Origin of the sequence: Klebsiella pasteurii, from assembly GCF_018139045.1 — a bacterium.
Taxonomy (GTDB): domain Bacteria; phylum Pseudomonadota; class Gammaproteobacteria; order Enterobacterales; family Enterobacteriaceae; genus Klebsiella; species Klebsiella grimontii.
Map to the genome: position 1 here is coordinate 4,898,853 of NZ_CP073236.1, position 13,658 is coordinate 4,912,510.

12 protein-coding genes are annotated in these 13,658 nt (G+C 57.4%); all 12 read left to right on the forward strand.

Annotation, left to right across the window (positions count from 1 at the left end; translation table 11 throughout):
* The first annotated feature begins 126 nt into the window (after positions 1–126).
* The 12 genes from mraZ to KCG39_RS23030 are packed head-to-tail and all read left to right on the forward strand — an operon-like array spanning position 127 to position 13,658.
* Entirely contained in the window at positions 127–585 is a 459-nt protein-coding gene (gene mraZ, locus KCG39_RS22975) for a division/cell wall cluster transcriptional repressor MraZ (RefSeq protein ID WP_004108122.1), read from the forward strand.
* 1 nt (position 586) lies between these two features.
* The gene (gene rsmH, locus KCG39_RS22980) at positions 587–1,528 is read left to right on the forward strand and encodes a 16S rRNA (cytosine(1402)-N(4))-methyltransferase RsmH (RefSeq protein ID WP_004128935.1); all 942 of its coding nucleotides are present in this window, start codon (positions 587–589) and stop codon (positions 1,526–1,528) included.
* Positions 1,525–1,890, forward strand: a complete 366-nt coding sequence (gene ftsL, locus KCG39_RS22985) for a cell division protein FtsL (protein ID WP_002888550.1) — start codon at positions 1,525–1,527, stop codon at positions 1,888–1,890. Before rsmH ends, ftsL begins: the two co-directional genes overlap by 4 nt.
* Positions 1,891–1,905: 15 nt before the next feature.
* Positions 1,906–3,672, forward strand: coding sequence for a peptidoglycan glycosyltransferase FtsI (locus KCG39_RS22990; protein ID WP_004098582.1), 1,767 nt, complete (start codon positions 1,906–1,908; stop codon positions 3,670–3,672).
* Positions 3,659–5,146, forward strand: a complete 1,488-nt coding sequence (murE, locus tag KCG39_RS22995; protein ID WP_004128941.1) for a UDP-N-acetylmuramoyl-L-alanyl-D-glutamate--2,6-diaminopimelate ligase — start codon at positions 3,659–3,661, stop codon at positions 5,144–5,146. Before KCG39_RS22990 ends, murE begins: the two co-directional genes overlap by 14 nt.
* Complete coding sequence (murF, locus tag KCG39_RS23000) at positions 5,143–6,501, forward strand: UDP-N-acetylmuramoyl-tripeptide--D-alanyl-D-alanine ligase (protein WP_123828469.1); 1,359 nt, start codon at positions 5,143–5,145, stop codon at positions 6,499–6,501. The genes murE and murF overlap by 4 nt, the downstream gene beginning before the upstream one ends.
* The gene (mraY, locus tag KCG39_RS23005; RefSeq protein WP_004098585.1) at positions 6,495–7,577 is read left to right on the forward strand and encodes a phospho-N-acetylmuramoyl-pentapeptide-transferase; all 1,083 of its coding nucleotides are present in this window, start codon (positions 6,495–6,497) and stop codon (positions 7,575–7,577) included. Before murF ends, mraY begins: the two co-directional genes overlap by 7 nt.
* Before the next feature lie 2 nt (positions 7,578–7,579).
* Positions 7,580–8,896 carry a UDP-N-acetylmuramoyl-L-alanine--D-glutamate ligase gene (gene murD / locus KCG39_RS23010; protein ID WP_004128946.1) on the forward strand — a complete coding sequence of 439 codons (1,317 nt, stop codon included), beginning with the start codon at positions 7,580–7,582 and terminating at the stop codon, positions 8,894–8,896.
* On the forward strand, positions 8,896–10,155 hold the full coding sequence (ftsW, locus tag KCG39_RS23015; RefSeq protein WP_004128950.1) for a cell division protein FtsW: 1,260 nt from the start codon (positions 8,896–8,898) through the stop codon (positions 10,153–10,155). The genes murD and ftsW overlap by 1 nt, the downstream gene beginning before the upstream one ends.
* The gene (murG, locus tag KCG39_RS23020; RefSeq protein WP_032742037.1) at positions 10,152–11,222 is read left to right on the forward strand and encodes an undecaprenyldiphospho-muramoylpentapeptide beta-N-acetylglucosaminyltransferase; all 1,071 of its coding nucleotides are present in this window, start codon (positions 10,152–10,154) and stop codon (positions 11,220–11,222) included. Before ftsW ends, murG begins: the two co-directional genes overlap by 4 nt.
* 47 nt (positions 11,223–11,269) lie before the next feature.
* Positions 11,270–12,745, forward strand: a complete 1,476-nt coding sequence (gene murC, locus KCG39_RS23025) for a UDP-N-acetylmuramate--L-alanine ligase (RefSeq protein ID WP_142468527.1) — start codon at positions 11,270–11,272, stop codon at positions 12,743–12,745.
* Complete coding sequence (locus KCG39_RS23030; RefSeq protein WP_004128959.1) at positions 12,738–13,658, forward strand: D-alanine--D-alanine ligase; 921 nt, start codon at positions 12,738–12,740, stop codon at positions 13,656–13,658. The genes murC and KCG39_RS23030 overlap by 8 nt, the downstream gene beginning before the upstream one ends.

Here is a 13,658-nt window from a genome sequence, read left to right on the forward strand (position 1 = left end):
GCTGTAAATAATGGGTTTTTGAGCTCTGTTGGCATTCGTGCTGGCTTGACAAGCTTTTCCTCCGCTCCGTAAACTCCTTCTTGTGGGAATTTGTGGGGTAAAGTGGCGAAAAGGGGTGAGGCTGGCATGTTCCGTGGGGCAACGTTAGTCAATCTCGACAGCAAAGGCCGTCTGGCCGTACCGACGCGCTACCGCGATGGGCTGATCGAGGACGCTTCCGGTCAATTGGTGTGCACCATTGACATCCATCACCCGTGCCTGCTGCTTTACCCTTTGCCTGAATGGGAAATCATCGAGCAAAAATTGTCGCGTTTATCGAGCATGAACCCCACCGAGCGGCGCGTACAGCGTTTGCTTTTGGGACATGCCAGCGAATGTCAGATGGATAGCGCCGGGCGGCTATTAATAGCGCCGGTGCTGCGGCAACATGCCGGGCTGACAAAAGAAGTGATGCTGGTCGGGCAGTTCAATAAGTTTGAGCTGTGGGATGAAACGACCTGGTATCAACGGGTCAAGGAAGATATCGACGCTGAGCAGTCCGCTTCCGGGGAACTGTCGGAGCGCCTGCAGGATTTGTCTTTGTAAAATGATGGAAAATTATAAACACACTACGGTACTGCTGGATGAAGCCGTTAACGGCCTGAATATTCGTCCAAATGGTATCTACATTGATGGTACCTTTGGTCGCGGCGGCCACTCGCGCCTGATTCTCTCCCAACTGGGAGCGGAGGGACGTCTGCTGGCGATCGATCGCGATCCGCAGGCTATCGCCGTCGCGAAAACTATCGATGATCCCCGCTTTTCCATCGTTCATGGTCCTTTTTCTCAGCTGGCCGACTATGTTGGCGAGCGCAATCTAACCGGTAAGATCGACGGTATTTTGCTCGATCTTGGCGTCTCCTCGCCGCAGCTGGATGACGCTGAACGTGGTTTTTCGTTCATGCGCGATGGCCCGCTGGATATGCGTATGGATCCGACGCGCGGTCAATCTGCCGCTGAATGGCTACAAACCGCCGACGAGGCGGACATCGCCTGGGTCATTAAAACCTTTGGCGAAGAGCGCTTTGGTAAACGCATCGCCCGCGCCATCGTCGAACGCAACCGCATCGAACCGATGACGCGCACCAAAGAGCTGGCGGAAGTCGTTGCGGCGGCGACGCCGGTGAAAGACAAATTCAAACATCCCGCGACCCGTACCTTCCAGGCGGTGCGCATTTGGGTGAACAGTGAACTGGAGGAGATAGAGCAGGCGCTAAAAAGCTCGCTCAGCGTGCTGGCCCCAGGCGGGCGGCTCTCAATCATCAGTTTCCACTCGCTGGAAGACCGTATTGTGAAGCGCTTTATGCGCGAGCAAAGCCGCGGTCCGCAGGTTCCAGCCGGCTTACCGATGACCGAAGAGCAGCTTAAAAAACTGGGCGGTCGTGAGTTAAGAGCATTAGGCAAGTTGATGCCGGGCGAAAAAGAGGTAGCTGAAAATCCTCGTGCCCGTAGTTCAGTTCTGCGTATTGCAGAGAGGACGAACGCATGATCGGCAGAGTGACAGAAGCCCTAAGCAAGGTGAAAGGGTCGATAGGAAGCAACGAGCGCCATGCTTTGCCTGGCGTGATCGGAGACGACCTTCTGCGGTTTGGGAAGCTGCCACTCTGCCTGTTCATTTGCATCATTATCACGGCGATTACGGTGGTGACAACGGCACACCATACTCGCCTGTTAACCGCGCAGCGTGAACAGCTGGTGCTGGAACGCGACGCGCTGGATATTGAATGGCGCAACCTGATCCTCGAAGAGAACGCTCTCGGCGATCACAGTCGGGTTGAGCGGATCGCGACCGAGAAGCTGCAGATGCAGCACGTCGATCCATCACAAGAAAATATCGTTGTACAGAAATAAGGATTATTGCGACGCATGAAAGCAGCGCCGAAAACGCCAAAAGCAAAACGTCAGGAAGAACAGGCCAACTTTATCAGTTGGCGTTTTGCGTTGCTGTGCGGCTGTATTCTGCTGGCGCTGGGCTTCCTGCTGGGTCGCGTGGCCTGGCTACAGGTGATTAGTCCGGACATGCTGGTACGTCAGGGCGATATGCGTTCTCTGCGCGTGCAGGAGGTCTCCACCGCGCGCGGCATGATAACCGATCGTTCCGGCCGCCCGCTGGCGGTGAGCGTGCCGGTAAAAGCTATCTGGGCTGACCCGAAAGAGCTGCATGAAGCCGGCGGCGTGACGCTCGACAACCGCTGGAAGGCCCTGGCCGATGCGCTGAATATGCCGCTGGATCAGCTGGCATCGCGCATCAATACCAATCCGCGGATGCGCTTTATCTATCTGGCGCGTCAGGTGAATCCTGATATGGCCGATTATATCCGCAAACTCAAGCTGCCGGGGATTCATCTGCGGGAAGAGTCCCGCCGCTATTATCCGTCGGGCGAAGTAACTGCTCACCTCATTGGCTTCACTAACGTCGATAGCCAGGGGATTGAGGGGGTTGAGAAGAGCTTCGATAAGTGGCTCACCGGCCAGCCCGGCGAGCGTATCGTGCGTAAAGACCGCTATGGGCGTGTCATCGAAGATATCTCATCTACCGATAGCCAGGCCGCGCATAACCTGGCGCTGAGCATTGATGAGCGCCTGCAGGCGCTGGTGTATCGCGAGCTTAATAATGCGGTGGCGTTTAACAAAGCGGAGTCCGGCACTGCGGTTCTGGTTGACGTCAACACCGGCGAAGTACTGGCGATGGCCAATAGCCCATCCTACAACCCGAACAATTTCGCGGGCACCTCCAAAGATACTATGCGTAACCGCGCCATTACCGACGTGTTTGAGCCGGGTTCAACGGTGAAGCCGATGGTGGTGATGACGGCGCTTCAGCGCGGTATTGTTAACGAAAATACCGTACTGAACACCATTCCCTATCGAATTAACGGCCACGAAATCAAAGACGTGGCGCGCTATAGCGAATTGACCCTGACCGGGGTGCTACAGAAGTCGAGTAACGTCGGTGTTTCCAAGCTGGCGTTAGCGATGCCGTCCTCAGCGTTAGTAGACACTTACTCACGTTTTGGACTTGGAAAAGCGACCAATTTGGGGTTGGTCGGAGAACGCAGTGGCTTATACCCTCAAAAACAACGGTGGTCTGACATAGAGAGGGCCACCTTTTCTTTCGGCTATGGGCTAATGGTAACCCCGTTACAGTTAGCGCGAGTCTACGCAACGATCGGCAGCTACGGCATCTATCGCCCGCTGTCGATTACCAAAGTTGATCCACCGGTTCCGGGCGAGCGCGTCTTCCCGGAATCACTCGTTCGTACCGTTGTTCATATGATGGAAAGCGTGGCGCTGCCCGGCGGCGGCGGCGTGAAGGCGGCGATCAAAGGCTATCGCATCGCCATTAAAACCGGTACGGCGAAGAAAGTAGGGCCTGATGGTCGCTACATCAACAAATATATTGCTTACACCGCAGGCGTTGCGCCCGCCAGCCATCCACGCTTCGCGCTGGTGGTGGTGATCAACGATCCGCAGGCAGGTAAATACTACGGCGGCGCCGTTTCCGCGCCGGTCTTCGGTGCCATCATGGGCGGCGTACTGCGTACCATGAACATTGAACCGGATGCGCTGGCAACGGCTGAAAAAAGTGAATTAGTGATTAATCAAGGCGAGGGAACAGGTGGCAGATCGTAATTTGCGCGACCTTCTCGCTCCGTGGGTGCCAAATGCGCCGGAGCGAATTCTGCGAGAAATGACGCTGGACAGCCGGGTGGCTGCTTCAGGCGATCTTTTTGTCGCGGTTTTAGGTCATCAGGCGGACGGGCGTCGTTATATCCCGCAGGCGATAGCGCAAGGTGTTGCTGCCATTATTGCTGAGGCCAAAGATGAGGCTCATGACGGTGAAATCCGTGAAATGCACGGTGTGCCGGTTATCTATCTGAGCCAACTCAACGAGCGCTTATCCGCGCTGGCCGGACGTTTTTACCATCAGCCTTCGGAGCAACTGCGCCTGGTTGGCGTCACCGGGACTAACGGCAAGACCACCACCACCCAGCTGCTGGCGCAATGGGCGCAGCTGCTGGGGGAAACTAGCGCGGTAATGGGAACCGTAGGCAATGGCCTGCTGGAGAAAGTTATCCCCACGGAAAACACCACCGGTTCGGCGGTTGATGTTCAACACGTACTCTCTGGCCTGGTAGGGCAGGGGGCGACGTTCGCCGCGATGGAAGTTTCCTCTCACGGCCTGGTACAGCACCGCGTCGCCGCGCTGCAGTTTGCCGCGTCAGTCTTCACCAACCTGAGCCGCGATCACCTTGATTACCATGGTGATATGGAGCATTACGAAGCGGCGAAATGGCTGCTCTACTCAACCCACCATTGCGGACAGGCGATCGTCAACGCGGACGATGAGGTTGGTCGCCGCTGGCTGGCGAAGCTGCCGGATGCGGTTGCCGTATCAATGGAAGACCATATTAATCCGAACTGCCGGGGGCGTTGGCTGAAAGCAACCGCCGTGAACTATCACGACAGCGGCGCCACCATTCAGTTTGCCTCCAGCTGGGGGAACGGCGAGATCGAAAGCCGCCTGATGGGCGCCTTTAACGTCAGCAATCTGCTGCTGGCGTTAGCCACTCTGCTGGCGCTGGGCTATCCGCTGGCCGAACTGCTTAAAACCGCCGTGCGCCTGCAGCCGGTTTGCGGGCGTATGGAAGTGTTCAGCGCGCCGGGTAAACCGACCGTCGTGGTTGATTATGCTCACACGCCCGACGCGCTGGAAAAAGCGCTGCAGGCGGCGCGTCTGCACTGCAACGGTAAACTGTGGTGCGTGTTCGGCTGCGGTGGAGACCGCGACAAAGGCAAGCGTCCGCTGATGGGCGCTATCGCCGAAGAGTTTGCCGATATCGTGGTTGTCACCGATGACAACCCGCGTACCGAAGAGCCGCGGGCGATTATCAACGATATCCTGGCCGGTATGCTCGATGCGGGCCATGCCAAAGCGGTGGAAGGGCGCGCGGAGGCGGTGACCAACGCGGTGATGCAGGCGAAAGAAAACGACGTCGTTCTGGTGGCGGGTAAAGGCCACGAGGATTATCAAATTGTCGGCAATCGCCGACTCGATTACTCCGATCGCGTCACCGTGGCGCGTCTGCTGGGGGCGGTAGCATGATTCGCTTGACTCTCAGCCAGCTGGCCGACATCACGCGCGGCGAGCTGCACGGCAGCGATGTGGCGATCGAAGACGTCACCACTGACACCCGTAAGGTCACGGCAGGCTGCCTGTTTGTGGCGCTAAAAGGCGAGCGCTTTGACGCTCATGACTTTGCCGAACAGGCTAAGGCTGCCGGCGCGGGCGCATTGTTGGTCAGCCATCGACTGGCCTGCGATTTGCCGCAGGTGGTAGTAAAGGATACGCGTCTGGCGTTCGGCGAACTGGCCGCGTGGGTGCGTCAGCAGGTGTCGGCGCGGGTGGTCGCGCTGACCGGATCTTCCGGAAAAACCTCGGTTAAAGAGATGACCGCCGCGATTCTGAGCCAGTGCGGTAATACGCTGTATACCGCTGGCAACCTGAACAACGATATCGGCGTGCCGATGACGCTGCTGCGTCTCACCAAAGAGCATGACTACGCGGTCATCGAGTTAGGCGCTAATCACCAGGGGGAAATTGCCTGGACCGTTAGCCTGACCCGTCCCGACGCCGCGTTAGTGAATAACCTGGCCGCCGCGCACCTGGAGGGTTTTGGTTCCCTGGAAGGCGTAGCGAAAGCGAAGGGCGAAATTTACACCGGTCTGCCGCTCAACGGCATCGCAATTATGAATGCCGACAATAATGACTGGCTGAACTGGCAAAACGTCATTGGCGAGCGTAAAACCTGGCGCTTCTCGCCGAATGCCGCCAATAGCGACTTCACGGCAACTAACGTTCATGTGACTTCGCACGGGACCGAATTTACTCTGCGAACCCCAACCGGCAGCGTTGATGTGCTGCTGCCGCTGCCGGGGCGCCATAACATCGCCAACGCGCTGGCCGCAGCGGCGCTCTCTATGGCGGTAGGCGCGACGCATGAGGCAATTAAAGCGGGGCTGAAAGATCTGAAAGCGGTGCCGGGGCGTTTATTCCCGATTCAACTCACCGATAGCCAGCTCCTGCTGGATGACTCCTATAACGCCAACGTCGGCTCGCTGACCGCCGCGGTACAGGTGCTATCTGAGATGCCGGGCTACCGGGTGCTGGTTGTTGGCGATATGGCTGAACTTGGTGCGGAAAGCCAGGCGTGCCATCGTCAGGTGGGCGAAGCGGCAAAAGCGGCCGGGCTCGATCGCGTATTGAGCGTAGGCTCCTTGAGCGCGGAGATTAGCGGCGCCAGCGGCGTCGGTGAACACTTTAACGATAAAGCGCTGCTGGTAACGCGGCTGCAAGCGCTGCTGTCAGAACATAAAATTATGACCATTTTAGTGAAGGGTTCACGTAGTGCCGCCATGGAAGTGGTAGTACGCGCATTACAGGAGAACGGAACATGTTAGTATGGCTGGCCGAACATTTGGTCAAATATTACTCAGGCTTTAACGTCTTTTCTTACCTGACGTTTCGCGCCATTGTCAGCCTGCTGACCGCGCTGTTCATCTCTTTGTGGATGGGCCCGCGCATGATTGCCCGTCTGCAAAAACTCTCTTTTGGCCAGGTTGTACGTAATGATGGCCCGGAATCTCACTTTAGCAAGCGCGGTACGCCAACGATGGGCGGGATTATGATCCTGACTGCCATTGTTGTCTCCGTTCTACTATGGGCCTATCCTTCCAACCCCTACGTCTGGTGTGTGCTGACGGTTCTGGTCGGCTACGGCATCATCGGTTTTGTTGACGACTACCGTAAGGTAGTACGTAAAGACACCAAGGGGCTGATTGCCCGCTGGAAATACTTCTGGATGTCGGTGATTGCGCTGGGCGTTGCCTTTGCGCTGTACATGGCGGGTAAAGATACGCCGGCGACTCAGCTGGTAGTGCCGTTCTTCAAAGACGTCATGCCGCAGCTGGGCCTGTTCTACGTCCTGCTGGCCTACTTTGTCATCGTCGGAACCGGGAATGCGGTCAACCTGACCGACGGCCTCGATGGGCTGGCGATTATGCCGACCGTATTTGTTGCCGCCGGATTCGCGCTGGTCGCGTGGGCGACGGGTAACATGAATTTCGCCAACTACCTGCATATCCCTTATTTGCGTCACGCTGGTGAACTGGTGATCGTCTGTACGGCGATTGTCGGCGCGGGGCTGGGCTTCTTGTGGTTTAACACCTATCCGGCGCAGGTCTTTATGGGCGATGTGGGTTCTCTGGCGCTCGGCGGCGCGCTGGGTATTATCGCCGTGCTGCTGCGCCAGGAGTTTCTGCTGGTGATTATGGGCGGCGTATTCGTAGTGGAAACGCTCTCGGTGATTCTGCAGGTCGGCTCCTTCAAGCTGCGCGGTCAGCGCATCTTCCGCATGGCGCCGATCCACCATCACTATGAACTGAAAGGCTGGCCGGAACCGCGCGTGATCGTGCGCTTCTGGATTATTTCGCTGATGCTGGTGCTGATAGGCCTGGCGACGCTGAAGGTACGTTAATCATGGCAGATTATCAGGGTAAAAAAGTCGTCATTATTGGGCTGGGTATGACCGGCCTGTCATGCGTGGACTTTTTCATGGCTCGCGGCGTGACGCCGCGGGTGATGGATACCCGCGTTGCGCCTGCGGGACTGGATAAACTGCCGGAAGCCGTTGAGCGCTATGTCGGCGGTCTGAACGAAGATTGGCTGTTGACGGCTGACCTGATTGTCGCCAGCCCGGGCATCGCGCTGGCGCATCCTTCCCTGAGCGCGGCGGCGGATGCAGGCGTAGAAATTGTCGGCGATATCGAACTTTTCTGCCGCGAGGCGCAGGCGCCGATTATAGCTATCACCGGGTCTAACGGTAAAAGCACCGTAACTTCGCTGGTAGGGGAAATGGCGAAGGCGGCGGGTCTGAACGTCGGCGTAGGCGGCAATATTGGTCTGCCGGCGCTGATGCTGCTGGATCCTGAGCGCGAACTTTATGTTCTTGAACTTTCCAGCTTCCAGCTGGAAACCACTTCGAGCCTGCGAGCGGTAGCGGCGACGATCCTTAACGTCACCGAAGATCATATGGACCGCTACCCGCTGGGGCTTCAGCAGTACCGCGCCGCCAAACTGCGAGTTTACGAAAATGCGCGGGCCTGTATCGTCAACGCTGACGATGCGTTAACCATGCCGGTACGCGGTGCTGACGATCGTTGCATTAGCTTCGGCGTGGACGTTGGCGACTATCACCTGAATCGTCAGCAAGGGGAAACCTGGCTGCGCGTCAAAGGCGAGAAAGTGCTCAACGTCAAAGAGATGAAGATTAGCGGCCAGCACAACTACAGTAACGCCCTGGCTGCGTTGGCCCTGGCTGATGCCGCTAGTTTGCCGCGCGCCAGCAGCTTGAAAGCGCTGACTACATTTACCGGCCTGGCGCATCGTTTCCAGCAGGTGCTGGAGCACAACGGCGTGCGCTGGATCAATGATTCTAAAGCGACGAATGTCGGTAGTACCGAAGCGGCGCTCAATGGGCTGCACCTTGACGGAACGCTGTATCTGCTGCTGGGCGGCGATGGTAAATCGGCTGATTTCACGCCGTTAAGCCGTTACCTGACCGGCGACAACGTCCGCCTGTACTGCTTTGGCCGCGACGGCGCGCAGCTGGCTGCCCTTCGCCCGGATGTCGCTGTGCAAACGGAAACCATGGAGCAGGCGATGCGCCAGATTGCGCCGCAGGTTGTCCCGGGCGATATGGTTCTGCTATCTCCAGCGTGCGCCAGCCTCGATCAGTTTAAAAACTTTGAACAACGCGGCGACGTCTTTGCTCGCCTGGCGAAGGAGTTAGGTTGATGCGTTTATCACTCCCGCGCCTGAAAATGCCACGGCTGAGACTGCCGCGTCTGCCGGGAATGTTTATTTTCGCATGGCTGTTCGCCGCGCTGAAAGGCTGGGTGATGGGCTCGCGGCAAAAAGATACCGATAGCCTGGTGATGTATGACCGGATGCTGCTGTGGCTGACCTTTGGCCTGGCCGCGATCGGCTTCATTATGGTGACCTCGGCGTCGATGCCGGTAGGTCAGCGTCTGGCTAACGACCCGTTTCTGTTTGCCAAACGCGATGGTTTATACATCCTGCTGGCTCTCGGGCTGGCGATGGTGACACTGCGCCTGCCGATGGAGTTCTGGCAACGCCATAGTACCGCGATGCTGATCGCCTCTATCGTCATGCTGCTGATCGTTCTGGTGGTTGGCAGCTCGGTCAACGGCGCATCGCGCTGGATTGCGCTGGGACCGCTGCGTATCCAGCCTGCGGAGTTCACCAAGCTGTCGCTGTTCTGCTACATCGCCAACTACCTGGTGCGTAAAGGCGACGAAGTGCGTAACAACCTGCGCGGCTTCCTGAAGCCGATGGGCGTGATTTTCGTACTGGCGATTTTACTGCTGGCGCAGCCTGACCTCGGGACCGTCGTCGTGCTGTTTGTGACCACCCTGGCCATGCTGTTTCTGGCAGGGGCCAAGCTGTGGCAGTTCATCGCCATTATCGGTATGGGGATCTCGGCGGTCGTACTGCTGATTCTCGCCGAGCCGTATCGTATTCGCCGCGTAACCTCTTTCTGGAACCCGTGGGAAGATCCGTTTGGCAGCGGCTATCAGTTGACCCAGTCGCTGATGGCCTTTGGTCGCGGCGAAATGTGGGGGCAAGGCCTGGGCAATTCGGTGCAGAAACTGGAGTATTTGCCGGAGGCGCATACCGATTTCATCTTCGCCATTATCGGCGAAGAGCTCGGTTATATCGGTGTGGTACTCGCTCTTTTAATGGTATTCTTCGTCGCTTTTCGCGCCATGTCCATTGGCCGTAAGGCGCTGGAGATTGACCATCGTTTCTCCGGATTTCTGGCCTGCGCCATTGGGATTTGGTTTAGCTTTCAGGCGTTGGTAAACGTCGGCGCGGCGGCGGGTATGCTGCCAACTAAAGGCCTGACGCTGCCGCTGATCAGCTACGGCGGATCGAGCTTGCTGATTATGTCGACGGCCATCATGTTGCTGTTACGAATTGATTATGAAACGCGCCTGGAAAAAGCCCAGGCGTTTACACGGGGTGTTCGATGAGCGGTCAGGAAAAGCGGTTAATGGTGATGGCGGGCGGTACCGGCGGACATGTGTTCCCGGGACTGGCGGTTGCGCACCATTTAATGGACCAGGGCTGGCAGGTTCGCTGGCTGGGCACCGCGGATCGTATGGAAGCGGATTTAGTGCCGAAGAACGGCATTGAAATTGATTTCATTCAGATTTCCGGCCTGCGCGGCAAGGGCCTTAAGGCGCAACTGCTGGCGCCGGTGCGCATTTTCAACGCCTGGCGTCAGGCGCGGGCGATTATGCGGCGTTTTCAGCCGGACGTGGTTCTGGGTATGGGCGGATACGTTTCCGGCCCCGGCGGTCTGGCGGCATGGTCGCTGGGGATCCCCGTTGTTCTGCATGAGCAGAACGGGATTGCCGGCCTGACGAATAAATGGCTGGCGAAAATCGCTAAAAAAGTGATGCAGGCGTTCCCCGGCGCTTTCCCGCATGCCGATGTTGTGGGCAACCCGGTTCGCACCGATGTGCTGGCGCTGCCGCTGCCGGAGCAGCGCTTGGTCGGACGTCAGGGACCGATTCGCGTATTGGTCGTGGGCGGTTCGCAGGGCGCGCGCGTGCTCAATCAGACGATGCCGCAGGTGGCGGCGAAGCTCGGTGTTTCTGTCACCATCTGGCACCAGAGCGGTAAAGGCGGTCAGGAAACCGTGCAGCAGGCCTACTCCGATGCCGGGCAGCCGCAGCATAAAGTTACCGAATTTATCGACGACATGGCGGCGGCATATGCCTGGGCCGATGTTGTTGTGTGTCGTTCCGGTGCGCTGACGGTGAGCGAAATTGCCGCCGCTGGTTTACCGGCGCTGTTTGTGCCTTTTCAGCACAAAGATCGTCAGCAGTACTGGAATGCGCTGCCGCTGGAGAAGGCCGGGGCAGCGAAGATCCTTGAGCAGCCGCAGTTCACCGTGGAGGCCGTCGCGCAGACCCTGGCAAGTTGGGATCGCGTAACGCTGCTGGATATGGCGGAGCGAGCGCGTAGAGCCTCGATTCCGGATGCGACCGAACGGGTAGCTGAAGAAGTGAGCGCCGCAGCACTGGCGCGCTAATCGCGGTGATAATCACCGTCCGAATAAAGAAGTTGATGGCGTAAAGAATGAATACACAAGATCTGGCAAAACTGCGTTCCATAGTGCCCGAGATGCGTCGCGTCCGGCACATTCACTTTGTTGGCATTGGCGGTGCCGGCATGGGCGGTATTGCCGAAGTTCTGGCCAACGAAGGTTATCAGATTAGCGGCTCCGACCTGGCGCCGAATCCGGTGACTCAGCAGCTGGCTCAGCTTGGCGCTACGATTTATTTCAACCATCGCCCTGAGAACGTGCGCGATGCGAGCGTTGTCGTCGTTTCCAGCGCAATTTCTGCGGATAACCCGGAGATTGTCGCTGCCCACGAAGCACGTATTCCGGTTATTCGTCGCGCCGAGATGCTGGCGGAGCTGATGCGTTTTCGTCACGGCATTGCCATTGCCGGCACGCACGGAAAAACCACGACTACGGCGATGGTATCGAGCATTTATGCTGAAGCGGGACTTGATCCAACCTTCGTTAACGGCGGTCTGGTGAAAGCCGCTGGCGTCCACGCCCGTCTTGGCCACAGCCGCTACCTGATTGCCGAAGCGGATGAAAGCGACGCTTCGTTCCTGCATTTACAGCCGATGGTTGCTATCGTGACCAATATCGAAGCCGATCATATGGATACCTACCATGGCGACTTCGAAAACCTGAAGCAGACGTTTATTAACTTCCTGCACAATCTGCCGTTCTATGGTCGTGCGGTGATGTGCGTGGACGATCCTGTTATCCGTGAACTGTTGCCGTGCGTTGGTCGCCAGATAACCACTTACGGATTTAGCGATGATGCCGATGTTCGCGTTGAAGATTATCGCCAGCTCGGCGCTCAGGGCCATTTCCGTCTGGTTCGCCAGGATAAAGAAGTCATTCAGGTGACACTGAACGCTCCGGGTCGCCACAATGCGCTGAACGCGGCGGCGGCGGTGGCCGTTGCGACGGAAGAGGGCATTGATGATGCTGCTATCCTGCGCGCACTGGAAAGCTTCCAGGGCACCGGCCGTCGCTTTGATTTCCTTGGCGAATACCCGTTAGCTGAGGTTAACGGTAAAAGCGGCACCGCGATGCTAATCGATGATTATGGTCATCATCCTACGGAAGTGGATGCCACCATTAAAGCAGCGCGGGCGGGCTGGCCGGATAAAAACCTGGTGATGCTGTTTCAGCCACACCGTTTTACCCGTACGCGCGATCTGTACGATGATTTCGCCAACGTACTGACCCAGGTTGACGCGCTGCTGATGCTGGACGTTTATTCCGCGGGGGAAGCCGCTATTCCTGGCGCCGACAGCCGCTCGCTGTGCCGTACGATCCGCGGTCGCGGTAAAGTTGACCCAATTCTGGTTTCCGACCCGGCGCAGGCGGCAGAGATGCTGGCTTCAGTGTTGACCGGCAACGATCTGGTGCTGGTTCAGGGGGCGGGAAATATCGGTAAAATCGCCCGTCACCTGGCGGAAATCAAATTGCAGCCGCAAAAATCGCAGGAGGAGCGCCATGGCTGATAAAATCGCGGTCCTCTTTGGCGGAACCTCCGCTGAACGTGAAGTCTCTCTCAATTCAGGTTCGGCGGTGCTCGCTGGCCTGCGTGAAGCCGGGGTCGATGCACACCCGGTAGACCCGCGCGACGTGGATATTACCCAATTGAAAAATATGGGGTTTCAGAAAGCGTTTATTGCCCTGCATGGTCGTGGCGGTGAAGATGGAACATTGCAGGGGCTGCTGGAGCTGATTCACCTGCCCTATACCGGCAGTGGCGTAATGGCTTCGGCTATCTCAATGGATAAACTGCGCAGCAAATTGCTGTGGCAGGGGGCTGGGCTGCCAGTTGCGCCATGGGTTGCGCTCACGCGTAAACAGTTCAGCGCAGGACTTTCTGCTGAGTTAGAACAGCAAATCGCCGCCCTCGGACTGCCGTTGATTATTAAACCGAGTCGGGAAGGCTCAAGTGTCGGTATGTCTAAAGTCAGCGAAAGTTGCGCATTGCAAGATGCATTGACGCTGGCTTTTCAGCACGATGACGAAGTTCTAATCGAAAAATGGCTCAGTGGGCCGGAATTTACCGTCGCTATCGTCGGAGAAGAAATTTTACCGTCAATACGTATCCAGGCGGCTGGAACCTTCTATGATTATGAAGCAAAGTATCTCTCTGATGAAACGCAATATTTCTGCCCAGGTTTTGAAGATCCCGCGCGCGAGTCAGAAATTCAGGCTCTGGTGCAAAAAGCCTGGGATACTCTTGGCTGTTACGGCTGGGGACGAATTGATGTGATGCTGGACAGCGATGGCCAGTTTTATCTGCTGGAAGCAAACACCTCTCCTGGCATGACCAGCCATAGCCTGGTGCCAATGGCGGCGCGTCAGGCCGGGATGAGCTTCTCGCAGCTTGTTGTACGAATTCTGGACCTGGCGGGGTGA

What these genes read in the sequence shown, in the direction of transcription:
- mraZ (WP_004108122.1), top strand. Translation starts at nt 127, where the DNA reads ATGTTCCGTGGGGCAACGTTAGTCAATCTCGACAGCAAAGGCCGTCTG.
- rsmH (WP_004128935.1), top strand. Translation starts at nt 587, where the DNA reads ATGATGGAAAATTATAAACACACTACGGTACTGCTGGATGAAGCCGTT.
- ftsL (WP_002888550.1), top strand. Translation starts at nt 1,525, where the DNA reads ATGATCGGCAGAGTGACAGAAGCCCTAAGCAAGGTGAAAGGGTCGATA.
- KCG39_RS22990 (WP_004098582.1), top strand. Translation starts at nt 1,906, where the DNA reads ATGAAAGCAGCGCCGAAAACGCCAAAAGCAAAACGTCAGGAAGAACAG.
- murF (WP_123828469.1), top strand. Translation starts at nt 5,143, where the DNA reads ATGATTCGCTTGACTCTCAGCCAGCTGGCCGACATCACGCGCGGCGAG.
- mraY (WP_004098585.1), top strand. Translation starts at nt 6,495, where the DNA reads ATGTTAGTATGGCTGGCCGAACATTTGGTCAAATATTACTCAGGCTTT.
- murD (WP_004128946.1), top strand. Translation starts at nt 7,580, where the DNA reads ATGGCAGATTATCAGGGTAAAAAAGTCGTCATTATTGGGCTGGGTATG.
- ftsW (WP_004128950.1), top strand. Translation starts at nt 8,896, where the DNA reads ATGCGTTTATCACTCCCGCGCCTGAAAATGCCACGGCTGAGACTGCCG.
- murG (WP_032742037.1), top strand. Translation starts at nt 10,152, where the DNA reads ATGAGCGGTCAGGAAAAGCGGTTAATGGTGATGGCGGGCGGTACCGGC.
- murC (WP_142468527.1), top strand. Translation starts at nt 11,270, where the DNA reads ATGAATACACAAGATCTGGCAAAACTGCGTTCCATAGTGCCCGAGATG.
- KCG39_RS23030 (WP_004128959.1), top strand. Translation starts at nt 12,738, where the DNA reads ATGGCTGATAAAATCGCGGTCCTCTTTGGCGGAACCTCCGCTGAACGT.